General features: G+C 68.3%; 14 protein-coding genes and 1 pseudogene. 9 read left to right on the forward strand and 6 right to left on the reverse strand.

Annotated features, from left to right (window positions below; translation table 11 throughout):
* Positions 1-3 precede the first annotated feature (3 nt).
* On the forward strand, positions 4-240 hold the full coding sequence (locus HNR57_RS14810; protein ID WP_246554628.1) for a hypothetical protein: 237 nt from the start codon (positions 4-6) through the stop codon (positions 238-240).
* Positions 241-243: 3 nt separating this feature from the next.
* On the opposite strand, the pseudogene HNR57_RS14815 reads toward HNR57_RS14810, so the two are convergent.
* Positions 244-711 (reverse strand): annotated as a pseudogene (locus HNR57_RS14815) (phosphotransferase family protein); the annotation flags it as partial.
* Between the two features lie 137 nt (positions 712-848).
* Here HNR57_RS14815 and HNR57_RS14820 point away from each other — a divergent pair.
* Both HNR57_RS14820 and HNR57_RS14825 read left to right on the forward strand, forming a co-directional pair.
* Positions 849-1,208 carry an aminoglycoside phosphotransferase family protein gene (locus tag HNR57_RS14820; protein WP_246554629.1) on the forward strand — a complete coding sequence of 120 codons (360 nt, stop codon included), beginning with the start codon at positions 849-851 and terminating at the stop codon, positions 1,206-1,208.
* 911 nt (positions 1,209-2,119) lie between these two features.
* Entirely contained in the window at positions 2,120-2,302 is a 183-nt protein-coding gene (locus HNR57_RS14825) for a hypothetical protein (RefSeq protein WP_184560491.1), read from the forward strand.
* 170 nt (positions 2,303-2,472) lie between these two features.
* Here the strand turns inward: HNR57_RS14825 and thiC are convergent, their stop codons facing one another.
* Complete coding sequence (gene thiC / locus HNR57_RS14830; RefSeq protein WP_221342556.1) at positions 2,473-4,275, reverse strand: phosphomethylpyrimidine synthase ThiC; 1,803 nt, start codon at positions 4,273-4,275, stop codon at positions 2,473-2,475.
* 254 nt (positions 4,276-4,529) lie between these two features.
* Between thiC and HNR57_RS14835 the strand changes: the two genes are divergently transcribed.
* Complete coding sequence (locus tag HNR57_RS14835; RefSeq protein ID WP_184560492.1) at positions 4,530-6,320, forward strand: YibE/F family protein; 1,791 nt, start codon at positions 4,530-4,532, stop codon at positions 6,318-6,320.
* Between the two features lie 232 nt (positions 6,321-6,552).
* Here the strand turns inward: HNR57_RS14835 and HNR57_RS14840 are convergent, their stop codons facing one another.
* From HNR57_RS14840 to HNR57_RS14855, 4 genes are all read right to left on the reverse strand, one after another.
* Positions 6,553-6,987 carry an SsgA family sporulation/cell division regulator gene (locus HNR57_RS14840; protein WP_104779090.1) on the reverse strand — a complete coding sequence of 145 codons (435 nt, stop codon included), beginning with the start codon at positions 6,985-6,987 and terminating at the stop codon, positions 6,553-6,555.
* Positions 6,988-7,085: 98 nt separating this feature from the next.
* Positions 7,086-7,820 (reverse strand): IclR family transcriptional regulator, encoded by a 735-nt coding sequence (locus tag HNR57_RS14845; RefSeq protein ID WP_376772257.1) that lies wholly within the window; start codon positions 7,818-7,820, stop codon positions 7,086-7,088.
* Positions 7,821-8,142: 322 nt separating this feature from the next.
* Positions 8,143-8,355: a DUF5326 family protein gene (locus tag HNR57_RS14850; RefSeq protein ID WP_020271174.1), complete on the reverse strand. Its 213-nt coding sequence runs from the start codon at positions 8,353-8,355 to the stop codon at positions 8,143-8,145.
* A 165-nt stretch (positions 8,356-8,520) separates the two neighbouring features.
* A complete protein-coding gene (locus tag HNR57_RS14855; protein ID WP_184560493.1) occupies positions 8,521-8,838 on the reverse strand; it encodes a cupin domain-containing protein in 318 nt (105 codons plus the stop codon).
* A 60-nt stretch (positions 8,839-8,898) separates the two neighbouring features.
* Here HNR57_RS14855 and HNR57_RS14860 point away from each other — a divergent pair, with 60 nt between their 5' ends.
* The 5 genes from HNR57_RS14860 (at position 8,899) to HNR57_RS14880 (ending at position 12,887) form a co-directional block, all read left to right on the forward strand.
* Entirely contained in the window at positions 8,899-9,276 is a 378-nt protein-coding gene (locus HNR57_RS14860; RefSeq protein WP_184560494.1) for a phage holin family protein, read from the forward strand.
* A gap of 6 nt (positions 9,277-9,282) precedes the next feature.
* On the forward strand, positions 9,283-9,774 hold the full coding sequence (locus HNR57_RS14865; protein ID WP_184560495.1) for a low molecular weight protein-tyrosine-phosphatase: 492 nt from the start codon (positions 9,283-9,285) through the stop codon (positions 9,772-9,774).
* Positions 9,771-11,102 carry a cystathionine gamma-lyase gene (locus HNR57_RS14870; RefSeq protein WP_246554631.1) on the forward strand — a complete coding sequence of 444 codons (1,332 nt, stop codon included), beginning with the start codon at positions 9,771-9,773 and terminating at the stop codon, positions 11,100-11,102. The genes HNR57_RS14865 and HNR57_RS14870 overlap by 4 nt, the downstream gene beginning before the upstream one ends.
* 197 nt (positions 11,103-11,299) lie before the next feature.
* On the forward strand, positions 11,300-12,205 hold the full coding sequence (locus tag HNR57_RS14875; protein WP_184560496.1) for a LysR family transcriptional regulator: 906 nt from the start codon (positions 11,300-11,302) through the stop codon (positions 12,203-12,205).
* Positions 12,206-12,404: 199 nt separating this feature from the next.
* Complete coding sequence (locus tag HNR57_RS14880) at positions 12,405-12,887, forward strand: NUDIX domain-containing protein (protein ID WP_102913681.1); 483 nt, start codon at positions 12,405-12,407, stop codon at positions 12,885-12,887.
* The last annotated feature ends 7 nt before the right edge of the window (positions 12,888-12,894 follow it).

Below are 12,894 nucleotides of genomic sequence, written 5' to 3' on the forward strand. Positions count from 1 at the left end.
AGAGTGGGTAAGAGTCGCGCCACTTCCAGCAAGAGCCAGCTCCTGAACGGAGAGTTGGAAGCCGCCGTCACCACAGCCAGCCTTGCCGTGGACGGCGGCGACTCCCTCCAGTCCTCCCGCTTCCAGCGCTATGTAACCGACTTTCGGGCGGAGGTCAGTGCGTACGCGGCCAACCCCGCCGTCGTGGCCTTCAACGAGCAGGTGAACGAAGCGCTCGCCCGTCTGGACGAGGACGAGTAGCAGCTAACAAGGACGCCAGTCGCGCGGTGCATCATCGTTCCGCAAGGCAGCAATGAGCCGGCGGTACTCGGCCGCCGTCCCTTCGTCCTCCTGCACGTTCTGCATCAGCCACGTGGTCATGCCGAACTCTTGGAGCCGCCGGAGCGTGTCGTAGCCGTGCCAGTCGTGCAGGTCCCGCCCGTACGCCCGCACGAAGTCGGCGTATTGCTCGTCGGTCTGCCACCCCAGGCTGTGGTGCTCCACCGACATGACCATCAGGTCCCACTCAGGGTGATCGAAGCAGAATGCCTCGAAGTCGATCAGGATGACTTCCTCTCGGTCGTTCACCATGAGGTTCTGGACGTGAGCGTCACCGTGAGCCGGCCCCTTGGGCGTCTCGAACCGCAAGTCCTCGAACTGGTCGCGCAGCTCACCCCACCGCTTGCGGAGGAAGACCCTGTCATCTTCCGGGATCGCTGCCTGGGTGATCTGTCGTCCAACCCGGCCGCCCGACATGCCGCCCTCATGACCTGCACGGCCCTAGTCGATGTGAACCCCTCTTGCGACCGAGCAGGGCAGAGCTGATCCGTCTGGGAGAGAACGCGCTCTTCCGCCTGGAAGCAGAGCCAGTGATCGTACGAGTGGCGCGGGGCGAGCCGTGGCTGCCCAAGGCTCGCGTCGAGGTGGCCGTATCAGAGTGGTTGGCCGAGGAGGGGTTCCCTGCTGCGCGCCTGGCCGACGGGCTGGAGCAGCCGTTCCTGATCGATGGCCACCCGGTGACCTTCTGGCGGCTCATCGTCGAGGGCAGCCGTAAGGCCACGTATGGGGAACTCGGCGGCATCCTGCGGGACTTGCACTCCATGACGTTGCCCGTTGGCTTGGAGCTGCCCTCGTTCAACCCCGTCGACAAGCAGGAACTGCGGTCAAGCGCCATGCCCGTACCAGCTCCCCTAGTCGCGTGCGATCAACCAGTGCACGCCTATGGGTGACCAACCCGACGTGCGCCAGACACGACCATGACCGTACCGAAGGCGCAGTTACTTGTGCGATAGGTGATGGCGTGCAACGTCCTGGATCTACGGCCCCCGCCGCCTGAGAGGGGAACCCCGAGACGACATGTGCGGCGCCTTTCTCTAACTGAACTACTGCACACCCCGCCTCCAGGAGGCCAGCGCGAGAATCCTTGGCAACGCTTCTCATCACTGCAATGCATTTGCGCCAATGGCTGAATTCCCTTTACGAGACAGGAGAACCTCAAATGATCCTCAACTTTCGAGTATGTCGATTGACGTGCTCTTCATTCACCTCATAGCTTGAGCATGTCAACGCAAAACCAGGGAAGCGAATCCTAAAGAGCGGAGATCCGAGTGCGCACAGCAGCGAGAATTATGCTTGCAGGATCCGCAATGTTCGGCCTTATGCTCTCGGCGCCCGCCACGGCGTCAGCAGCCGCCCAGGCGCATCCGTCGGGATGCACGTTCGAGGTCGTTGACTCGAAGATGACTGTGGCACGGTGCAGCAAGTCGAATGGCGGCCACTACCGCGCCCAAGCGATGTGCAAGGACACAGACACTGGCGCCATCAAGTTCTTCGACGGCGACTGGCGGAATAATGGCTCACACTCCAGGGCCTATTGCCAGGGCTCGACTAGAACTGTGTCCGCTGGCATCACGACCAAGGCATCCTGAATTCCGGGGCTCCAGCCCCATGGAAACAGCACACCTCTAATCACTGCGCAGCGGAGGGATCTACGTTGATGAAGAAATGGTCAATTATCGCCGCAGGTGGCGCAGTAGCCGCCTTCACGCTCGGCTTTCAAGGGACGGCCTCTTCAGCGCCCACGGGACCACAGGGTCACCCGACCGGCTGCACCTTCCAGAGCAACTTCAACAACGGTGCGATGGCCAAATGCGAGAACAGTAACGGCGGCCACTACAAGGCCGCCGTCGACTGCACACGCTGGGACGGGGGCGGCGTTGTCACCATCGAGGCTCCCAGGTGGCGCACCAGCGGCTGGTCGCAGGTCTACTGCCCGGCACAGACGACGTTCCGCTCTGCGGGGATCACCACCAAGTCCACCTAAGGGCGACTGCCTGGGGCGCGTGGGCCGACTTCCCTGCAGATGCCTTCCCAGGACAACCACCTGCACCAGCTAGCCGGGGCAGAACTGGAAGCTGGTCAACAAGATCAAGTGCAAGCCCAAGGGGAAGTGCGTGCAGCGGGGCAGATCCTTGGATCTGCCCCGCTGCCCTGTCAGTCGGCGATCGGCAAGTACACCCGGTTCCCGCTCGCCGCGAACTCCTTCGACTTCTGGAGCATCCCCTCGGCGATCTCCTCGGACGAGGCTCCCTCAGCCACCGCACCACCGAACCGCTCTGTGATGCTTTGACTAATCTTCATGCTGCAGAACTTGGGACCGCACATCGAGCAGAAGTGAGCCGTCTTGGCGGGCTCGGCGGGCAGGGTCTCGTCGTGGAACTCCCGGGCCGTGTCCGGGTCGAGGGCCAGGTTGAACTGGTCCTCCCACCGGAACTCGAAGCGGGCGTCGGACAGGGCGTCGTCCCACTCCTGCGCACCCGGGTGTCCCTTGGCGAGGTCGGCTGCGTGGGCGGCGATCTTGTAGGTGATGACGCCGGTCTTGACGTCGTCACGGTTCGGCAGGCCCAGGTGTTCCTTGGGCGTGACGTAGCAGAGCATCGCCGTGCCCCACCAGGCGATCATCGCGGCACCGATGCCGGAGGTGATGTGGTCGTACGCCGGCGCGACGTCCGTGGTCAGCGGGCCGAGCGTATAGAACGGAGCTTCATCGCAGATCTCCTGCTGAAGGTCGATGTTCTCCTTGATCTTGTGCATCGGGACGTGGCCCGGGCCCTCGATCATGGTCTGTACGTTGAAACGCTTCGCGATCCGGTTGAGTTCCCCGAGCGTGCGCAGCTCCGCGAACTGTGCCTCGTCGTTGGCGTCCGCGATCGATCCGGGCCTGAGGCCGTCTCCGAGCGAGTACGTGACGTCGTACGCGGCGAGGATCTCGCAGAGCTCCTCGAAGTTCTCGTACAGGAACGACTCCTTGTGGTGCGCGAGGCACCAGGCGGCCATGATCGAGCCGCCGCGGGAGACGATGCCGGTCTTGCGGTTCGCGGTCAGCGGCACGTATGCCAGGCGCACGCCCGCGTGGACCGTCATGTAGTCCACGCCTTGCTCGGCCTGCTCGATGACCGTGTCCTTGTAGATCTCCCAGGTCAGCTCCTCGGCCCGGCCGTCGACCTTCTCCAGGGCCTGGTAGAGCGGCACGGTGCCGATGGGGACGGGGGAGTTGCGCAGGACCCACTCACGCGTGGTGTGGATGTTGCGGCCGGTGGAGAGGTCCATGACCGTGTCGGCGCCCCAGCGGGTCGCCCAGGTCATCTTCTCGACTTCCTCCTCGATGGAGGACGTCACGGCCGAGTTGCCGATGTTGGCGTTGACCTTCACCAGGAACCGCTTGCCGATGATCATCGGCTCGATCTCGGGGTGGTTGACGTTGGCCGGCAGCACGGCCCGGCCTGCGGCGATCTCGTCGCGCACGACCTCGGGCGCCACGTTCTCCCTGATGGCGACGTACTCCATCTCGGGCGTGATCTCTCCCCTGCGGGCGTACGCGAGCTGCGTGACCGCCTGCCCCGGCCTGCCGCGGCGCGGCTGGCGCGGCCGGCCGGGGAAGACGGCGTCCAGGTTGCGGAGGCCGCCACGGGGCGAGGTGTGCTTGATGCCGTCGTCCTCGGGGCGGACGGGGCGGCCCGCGTACTCCTCGGTGTCGCCGCGGGCGATGATCCAGTTCTCGCGCAGCGGGGAGAGGCCCCTGCGGACGTCGGTGTCGACGAGTGGATCGGTGTACGGGCCCGACGTGTCGTACAGCGTGACCGACTGGCCGTTGGTGAGGTGCACCTGACGGACCGGCACGCGCAGGTCGGGGCGGGTGCCCTCGATGTACGCCTTGTGCCAGCCGATGGACTTCCCGGCCTCCTCGGACTTCTCGTCCTGAACGGAGGCAGGCGTGCGTGCGTCCTTGTTGGTCATCAGACCTACTCCCTACGCCGGCATTACCCGGTAACAGGTTCGGCGGTCGACGCAGCGGTTTCCGTCCGGCGACGTTCCGTGTGAAACATCACTCGACTCCGGCGATGTTTCATGTGAAACATCGCTGGGACGGAGGTCAGCGCCCTCTCAGCCCGGTGCTCCGAGCTCCCGCGTGTGCAAAAGGTGCCTCCACGCTAGCGGCAATTCTGGCGCGGTGAACAGAGGGCCCCCCTCGTTCTTGCGATGATCGGTCGGTGACCACGACGCAGCGTCCCTCCTACCCACCGCCCGAGCCGCCCCGCGGATCCGGCGCCGGAAACGGCAACGGCCGTGGTGACGGCCATGATTTCGCCGCCGGAGGCGGGCAGGGTCAAGCCAGGCGGCAGGGCCCCGGGCCCGGATACGGCCGTGACGGACGTTTCGGCCCTTCGGGCGGCGGTGAGTACGGACCGGGCGTCGGTGATGGCCAGGCTGCCGGTTCTCACGGTGGTCATGGTGCTCCCACGGGCGGGCCGGGCCCCGGCTACGGCCCCGCTGGTGGGCCCGGTGGCGGCGACGGGTCTGGCCATGGTCACGGCGGTGGGCACGGCCCCGGTCACGGTTCCGGTGGCGGCAATGGACGTGGCGGCGGTGACGGTCACGGTTCCGGTGGGGGCAATGGACGTGGCGGCGGTGACGGTCACGGTTCCGGTGGGGGCAATGGACGTGGCGGCGGTGACGGGCACGGTCACGGCTCCGCCCCGGGCGGCGGGCACGGCCATTCGCACAGCCACGGTCCGGCCACGCCGGTCTCCATGCATCTGCGCAAGGTCATCGCGGCGGTCCTGATCCCGTTCGCCGCGGCCGTGCTGGTCGGTCTCGTCGTGCTGTGGCCGGGCGGCGCCCCGGCTCACGAGCGCACCGGCGTCGGATTCGACCGGCAGACGCAGGATGCCACGGTCACCAAGGTGGTCGAGGTGAGCTGCAAGGAGGCCGGCGCTTCGGGCGTTCCGCCGACCGGTGACACCTCCACCGCGGAGGGTTCCTCCGCGGTGCAGCAGGAGCAGGGCACCTGCAAGCGGGCGACGATCCGGGTCGACAGCGGCGACGACAAGGGCCGTACGTTCACCGAGATCGTCCAGCCCGACCAGTCCCGCCAGCTGCACGAGGGCCAGAAGGTCGTCGTCGCGTACGAGCCGTCGGCGCCGAAGGACCTGCAGTACTCGGTCACCGACGTCAACCGCCGGCTTCCCATGGCTCTGCTCGCCGGCATCTTCGCCGTAGCCGTCGTGGTCGTCGGGCGGCTGCGGGGTGTCATGGCACTGATCTCGCTGGCCATCAGCTTCATGGTGCTGAACTTCTTCATCCTGCCCGCGATCCTGCAGGGCTCGAACCCGCTGGTTGTGGCGGTGGTGGGCGCGAGCGCCATCATGCTCATCGCTCTGTACCTCTGTCATGGGCTGTCCGCCCGGACATCCGTGGCGGTGCTGGGGACCCTCATCTCGCTGCTGCTGATCGGCATCCTCGGCTCGGTGTTCATCGACTGGGCCGCGCTCACCGGCAACACCGACGACAACACCGGCCTGATTCACGGCCTCTACCCGACGATCGACATGAGCGGTCTGCTGCTCGCGGGCATCATCATCGGCTCGCTGGGCGTGCTCGACGACGTGACGGTCACCCAGACTTCGGCGGTCTGGGAGCTGCACGAGGCCAATCCGTCGATGGGCTGGCGCGGGCTCTACCGCGCGGGCATCCGGATCGGCCGCGACCACATCGCCTCGGTCGTCAACACGCTCGTCCTCGCTTACGCGGGTGCCGCGCTGCCGCTGCTGCTGCTGTTCTCGATCGCGCAGAGCAGTGTGGGGACGGTCGCCAACAGCGAGCTGGTCGCGGAGGAGATCGTGCGCACGCTGGTCGGTTCCATCGGCTTGGTCGCCTCCGTGCCGGTCACCACGGCCCTGGCGGCGCTGGTGGTCTCGGCCGACCGGTCCGCCACGGAGCCCGCCCTGGAGGCCTCTGCGGTCCCCGCACGCGGGGGGAGGGGCCGGCGCCGCAAGCGCTGACGCCTCCGCTGCTCTGCGGGCGCCTGCGAAGGCCTGGACCCCCGGCGTCCGGCGCAGGGCCTGGTCGGCATGACGCCTGGCCTCCGGCGCGTTGACCCCGAGCTTCTCGGCGTGGGCCGCCTCCGAGCGCGAGAAGATCGCCCGGTCATACGAAGATCGCAGAAAGAAGCGTTCCTGCACAGCTCGACGGCATCCGGTGAAGCGTTACTCCACCGTGCCGCCGGGCCATGTCTCAACCAGCGCTCTGCTCGGCGAGGATGCGGTCCAGGGCCTCGTCGAGGTGCGCGTCGAAGTCGGCGAGCGAGCCCTCCTGGCCCAGCGGCACCAGCTTGTCCGTACGGTCCAGGAAAGCGACGAGCGGTGCCGTCGATGACCGGAACAACGCCTGGTCGCTGCCCACCTGAAGCCGGATCAACACCTCGCCCAGCGCATCGGGTTCCACGGGCGTGACCCGCACATCGCCCTCCCCGCACGGCCGGCCGACTCCGTCGATCAGCAACTCCCGCCCGAAAGCCCACGTCACCGGGGCATCACCGGGCAAGTGGAACGTCAGCCGGACGGCATAGGGATCACTGGACTCATAGCGCAGCTCCACCGGAATGCGGAAGGAGAGCTCCTCGGACACGAGAAAGCTCATCATGACCTCTGCTTGTACGGACTCGCGCATCGATAACCCCGTCATTCGCCGTTACTGGCCGGGTACGAACCTCTGACACTTGGTGGAATCTTGCTGAACGTACACAGCAGATCACAAGGAGTGAGTTTTCACATACTGATAGAGAGTGCGAGCGAGCCGAGCAGCCGCCCGATCTCGGTCTGCAACTGACGGGCTGCGGGGAGCAGTCGGTCGGCCTGGTGTGCGGGCAAGGAGATGGCCATCGTCGCGGCCGTGGTGCCGAGGGTGAGCGGAATGGCGGCGCACACCGCACCCAGGGCGTACTCCTGACGCTCGGTCACGGGTTCCATCCGGCGGATCCGCTCCAGGCGCCGGAGCAGACTGTGGTTGTCGCGCACCGTGTACGGCGTGAGGGGCTGCACCGGGTAGCGGTCGAGGTGGTCACGGCGTGCGTCCTCGTCCAGCTGGGACAGCAGGCACTGCCCGACGGCGTGCGCGTGCCCGGTCTCGCGGAAGTCCGCCCACTCCTCGACCGCCGGGTTGCCCGGGGTGTCGGAGACGCACATGACCTCGATCTCGCCCTCGCGGTACACCGCGTAGTACACGGGCACGCCCAGGACATCCCGCCAGTGCGCGAGGGCGTCGACGACGGTGCTGCGACGTTTCTGCCGCGCCCCGCTGCTGCTCAGCCGCTCGGCCGCCTCGCCGAGGAAGAACAGACCCTTGTCCCGGCGCAGATAGCCCTCGTGCACGAGTGTGCGCAGCAGGTGATACGTCGTGGGCAGCGCCAGCCCGGTCTCACGGGCCAGCTGTTTGGCGGGGGCGCCGTACTCGTGTACGGCGACGGTCTCCAGCAGGCGCATCGCGCGCTGCACGGACCCGATGAGGGTCGGCGGAGGCGGCGGTGTGGAGGGGGGCGGTGGTCCGGACGGTGCCGCCGAGCGCGGTTGCGCGGGAACGGTGTGGAGCTGGACGGGTGCGGTGTCAGCCGGGACCAAGGGTCTCTCTCCCGAAGCGCGAGGGGGCAGACCGTGCGGGGGAACACGGGTGGAGGTGAATGCCGCCCGCGGGGAAGTCCCCGCGTCGAGTTCCGGACTCTATTCGTCTGCCACCGCACGCAGACCGCCCGGACGGGAAACTTCCCTCGGCCGAGGGAACGGGTGATTCCCGGTGTTTCCCGCTACCCCCACCGGTTTCCCACCGGTCTCACCAGTCGCTGCGCGACGAGGAGCTCGACGTGAACTTCCGTACGACGTAAATCAGTCCACCGACCAGCGCCACGAAGACCAGCACCTTGAAGAGCAGTCCGATGACGAAGCCGACCACACTGGCGATCAGCCCGCCGAACACGACCAGGGCGATGACCGGCACCGCGATCCACTTCACCCACCACGGCAGTCCCGTGAAGATCTCTCGCATCGCCCTCGTCCTTACCTTCCCACCCGTTCGAGTGCCGGGCCCTGTCGGTCCTTCTGGATCTCTGATGTCCTGCACTCGATGCTAGGTCCGGGAGGGGGTCGAACGGGGGCCTCGCACCCCTTGTCCTCCCCTGACCGATCCCCTAGGGAACCCTGAGGCGGTCCGTCAGCTCTCGGGCGGAGAGAAGACCACCAGCACCCTCAGGTCCTCGGTGATGTGGTGGAACTTGTGCGCGACGCCCGCCGGCACGTAGATCACGCTGCCGCGCGCCACCTGGGTCGTCTCCAGGCCGACGGTGATCGCGGCACGGCCGCTCACAACGAAGTAGACCTCGTCCTGATTGTGCGGCTTCTGTGGATCCTGTTCGCCCGCGTCCAGGGCGTACAGACCGACCGACATGTTCTGCTCCCGCAGAAACTGCAGGTAGGCGCCCTCGTTGGCGGCGCGCTCCGCCTCCAGTTCATCCAGCCGGAATGCTTTCATCGCCTTGTCCGCCCCTGCCTCTTGTGCCCGTGTCCGATCAGGTCTGCCACGATCAGACACATGATGAATTTCGTAGTCAAGACGATCGCCAACGCGGGCGCCCTGGCGGTCGCCGTATGGCTGCTCGACAAGATCACCCTGACCGGTGACAGCACGGGCAAGAAGATCGGCACCCTGATCATCGTGGCGCTGCTCTTCGGCCTGGTGAACTTCCTGGTCAAGCCGCTGGTGAAGCTTCTCAGCCTGCCGCTTCTGATACTGACGCTCGGCCTGTTCACGCTGGTCGTCAACGCGCTGATGCTGCTGCTCACCTCGTGGCTGGCGGACAAGCTCGACCTGAGCTTCCACGTGGATGGCTTCTGGACGGCCGTCCTGGGCGGCCTGATCATCTCGGTCGTCTCCTGGGCGCTGCACGTCGTCCTGCCCGACGGGGACTGAGCAGACATGACGTACCGCGTCTGCTTCGTCTGCACGGGCAACATCTGCCGGTCCCCGATGGCCGAGATCGTCTTCCGCGCACGCGTGGCGGAGGCCGGTCTGGACGGGCAGGTGGAGGTCGACAGCGCCGGCACGGGCGGCTGGCACGAGGGCGACGGCGCCGACCCGCGCACGGTGGCCGTCCTGGAGGACAACGGCTACGCCGGCGGCCACACGGCCCGGCAGTTCCAGCCGTCCTGGTTCTCCCGCCTCGACCTGGTGATCGCCCTCGACTCCGGCCACCTCGGGGCGTTGCGCCGCCTCGCGCCGACCGAGCAGGACGCCCAGAAGGTACGGCTGCTCCGCTCGTTCGATCCTGCCGCCGGCGACCACCTCGACGTACCGGACCCCTACTACGGGGGCATGGACGGCTTCGAGGAGTGCCTTGAGATGGTGGAGGCAGCGAGCACCGGTCTGCTCGCCGCCGTACGCAAGGACCTGGAAGGACGGGCGGCATGAGCGATTCCGCGACGGATGGCGCGGGCGGGGCGACGGGCGAGCCGGCCCGGGCGGCGGCCGAGGCGGAGAAGACGAAGGACGTGGCGGGCCGGGTGACCAGGGCTGCGGGCCGGACGGCAGATGCCGTGGACGAGGTGGCGAACGCCGTGGACAAGGCGGCCGGCGCCGTCGACGAGGTGACGGATGCCGCGGGACGGACAAGCGCGGGCGCCGGTGACGGCACGCGCGCGGTGCGGGCCGGGCTGCCCGAGCCGGTCAAGTACGAGCCCACCCTGCCCGGCCCGGTGTTCGCCGCCCACTTCCACCTGCCGGGCGACCCGACCGGCCCCTACACCTACGGCCGCGACGAGAACCCGACCTGGACGCTGCTGGAGCGCGCCGTCGGCGAGCTGGAGGCACCCGGCCGGGCCGATGCCGAGACGCTCGTCTTCGCCTCGGGCATGGCCGCGATCTCGGCGGTGCTCTTCTCCCAGCTGCGCACCGGCGACGTGTGCGTCCTGCCCGACGACGGCTACCAGGCGCTGCCGCTGGTCCGCGCCCAGCTGGAGGCGTACGGCATCGAGGTGCGCACCGCGCCGACGGGCGGCGACGCCCAGCTCGACGTCCTCGACGGCGCCAGGTTGCTGTGGATCGAGACACCCTCGAACCCCGGCCTCGACGTGTGCGACGTGAGGCGGCTCGCTGAGGCGGCACACGCGCGTGGTGCCCTGGTGGCCGTCGACAACACCCTCGCCACGCCGCTCGGCCAGCGTCCGCTGGAGCTCGGGGCCGATTTCGCGGTGGCCAGCGGCACGAAGCAGCTCACCGGCCACGGTGACGTCCTCCTGGGCTATGTCGTCGGCCGGGACCCCGAGGCCATGGCGGCCGTGCGGCGCTGGCGCAAGATCGTCGGTGCGATCCCGGGGCCCATGGAGGCCTGGCTGGCGCACCGCTCGATCGCGACGCTCCAGATGCGGGTCGACCGGCAGAGCGCGACGGCCCTGGCGGTCGCCGAGGCGCTGCGCGAGCGGCCCGAGGTGACGGGGCTGCGCTACCCGGGGCTCCCCGGCGACCCCTCGCACGAGATCGCCGCGCGGCAGATGCGGCGCTTCGGGTGCGTGGTGTCGTTCACGCTGCCCACGCGCGCGCGTGCCGACCGGTTCCTCGACGCGCTGCGGCTCGTGGACGACGCGACGAGCTTCGGCGGGGTGCGGTCCACGGCCGAACGGCGGGGACGCTGGGGCGGGGACGCGGTGCCCGAGGGCTTCATCCGGCTGTCGGCCGGTGCCGAGGACCCGGAGGACCTGGTCGCGGACGTGCTGCGCGCGCTCGACGCGTCGGCCGTCTGACCACCCCCACGGACGGTCCGAGCCTCCCCCCTCGTGGCTCGGACCGTCCCCCGGTTCCGCGCGCAAGAACCGCGCGACCAAGGCTAGTTGACTCTCTGTCAGTGTCCAATCACGGTAGCGACAGAGACCTATCGACTTATTTATAGTTGGGCACGGCCATGGGCGGGTAGCAAGGGCCGAAGAGGGGAGTGTGCGCGGTGGATCTGGCCTTGCTGCGGACCTTCGTGACCGTGCACCGGGCCGGCTCCTTCACCCGCGCCGCCGCTCTGCTCGGTCTCTCCCAGCCCGCCGTCACCTCGCAGATACGGACGCTGGAACGGCAACTGGGCCGCCCCCTGTTCCTGCGGCAGGCCCGCGGCGTGACCCCGACGAGCATCGGCGACGAACTCGCCCACAAGGCCGCGCCCCATCTCGACGCCCTGGTGGAGATCACCGAGACCGGCCTGGACGACGACTCCTCCTTACGGACGCTGCACCTCGCAGGCCCTCCGGAGTTCACCGCCGAACGAGCCCTGCCCGCCCTCACGGAACTGACCGGTGAGGACGGCCAGGGCTTCGCCTTGCGCGCTTCCTTCGGAACGGCCGAGGAAACCCTGGAAGGGCTTTCCGCCGGGCATCATGATCTGGCCATCAGCACGGCCCAGCCGCGCGGCGCCCTGCTCACGGCGACTGCGCTCTGCGACGAGGAGCACGTCCTGGTCGCCGCCCCGCGCTGGGCCGAGCAGTTGGGCACCGAGCGGCCTGATCGCAAGCCGGAACCGGCCCTTGAGAAGGTGCCCGTGGTGGAGGTGCACGAGTCGCTGCCCTTCGTCTCCCGCTACTGGGCCTCCGTTTTCGACTCGCACCCGGCTGCCCCGGGCACCGTGATCGTCCCCGACCTGCGCGCGGTCCTGGCCTGCGCGGCCGCCGGCGCCGGCCTGGCGGTGCTGCCCCGCTATCTGTGTGCGCCGGCGCTGGAGCGGGGCGATGTCGTCGCCCTGCACGAGCCGACGGTGCCACCGCTGCGGACGTACTTCCTGGTGGTCCGTACCGGGACGCTGGCGATGCCCCACATCGCTCGGGCCCACGAGTGGTTGCAGCGGGCTTCGGCCGACTGGTGCTGAGGCCCTCCTGGGCAGGCGCGGGGCTGCCGTGACGTCGGTTTCGAGGACGCTTCGGCGGGGCGCCGGGGGTGACTGGCGCGGGTGCCGGGGGCGCTTCGGCGCGGCCTCAGGGGCGCTCGGGACCGTGCCTCACTCTGGGAGCTCGGCCGGTGACGATTCGCGATGTTTCACGTGGAACCAGCCGGGCCACATTTCACTCATGACCGTCCGACCCGTGGTCAAGCGCACCGCCCGCGCCGTTCTGCTGGACGGTGCCGACCTGATCTTGATCAAGCGCACCAAGCCGGGCGTGGATCCCTACTGGCTCACCCCCGGCGGCGGGGTCGAGCCCAGCGACTCGACCGTGATCGACGCCCTGCACCGCGAGGTGTACGAGGAACTCGGCGCGAAGATCACCGATGTGGTGCCCTGCTTCGTGGACACCATGGAGCACATCGGAGAGGACGGCGGCGCTACCGGTGTGAAGGTGCAGCACTTCTTCGTCTGCCGTCTGGAGTCCATGGACCCCTCCCTGCGTCACGGCCCCGAGGTGGACGAGCCGGTCGGCGAGTACGAGATCGTGCGCGTGCCCTTCACCCGGGTCGGGATCGCCTCCGTCCATCTCGTGCCGCTGTCGCTGCGCCACTACCTGGACGGCAACATCGAGGGCGTACTCGCCATGCACGCGCCCGACCTGGGCTGAGACGCCC

This window comes from Streptomyces paradoxus (assembly GCF_014202475.1).
Classification (GTDB): Bacteria; Actinomycetota; Actinomycetes; order Streptomycetales; family Streptomycetaceae; genus Streptomyces; species Streptomyces paradoxus.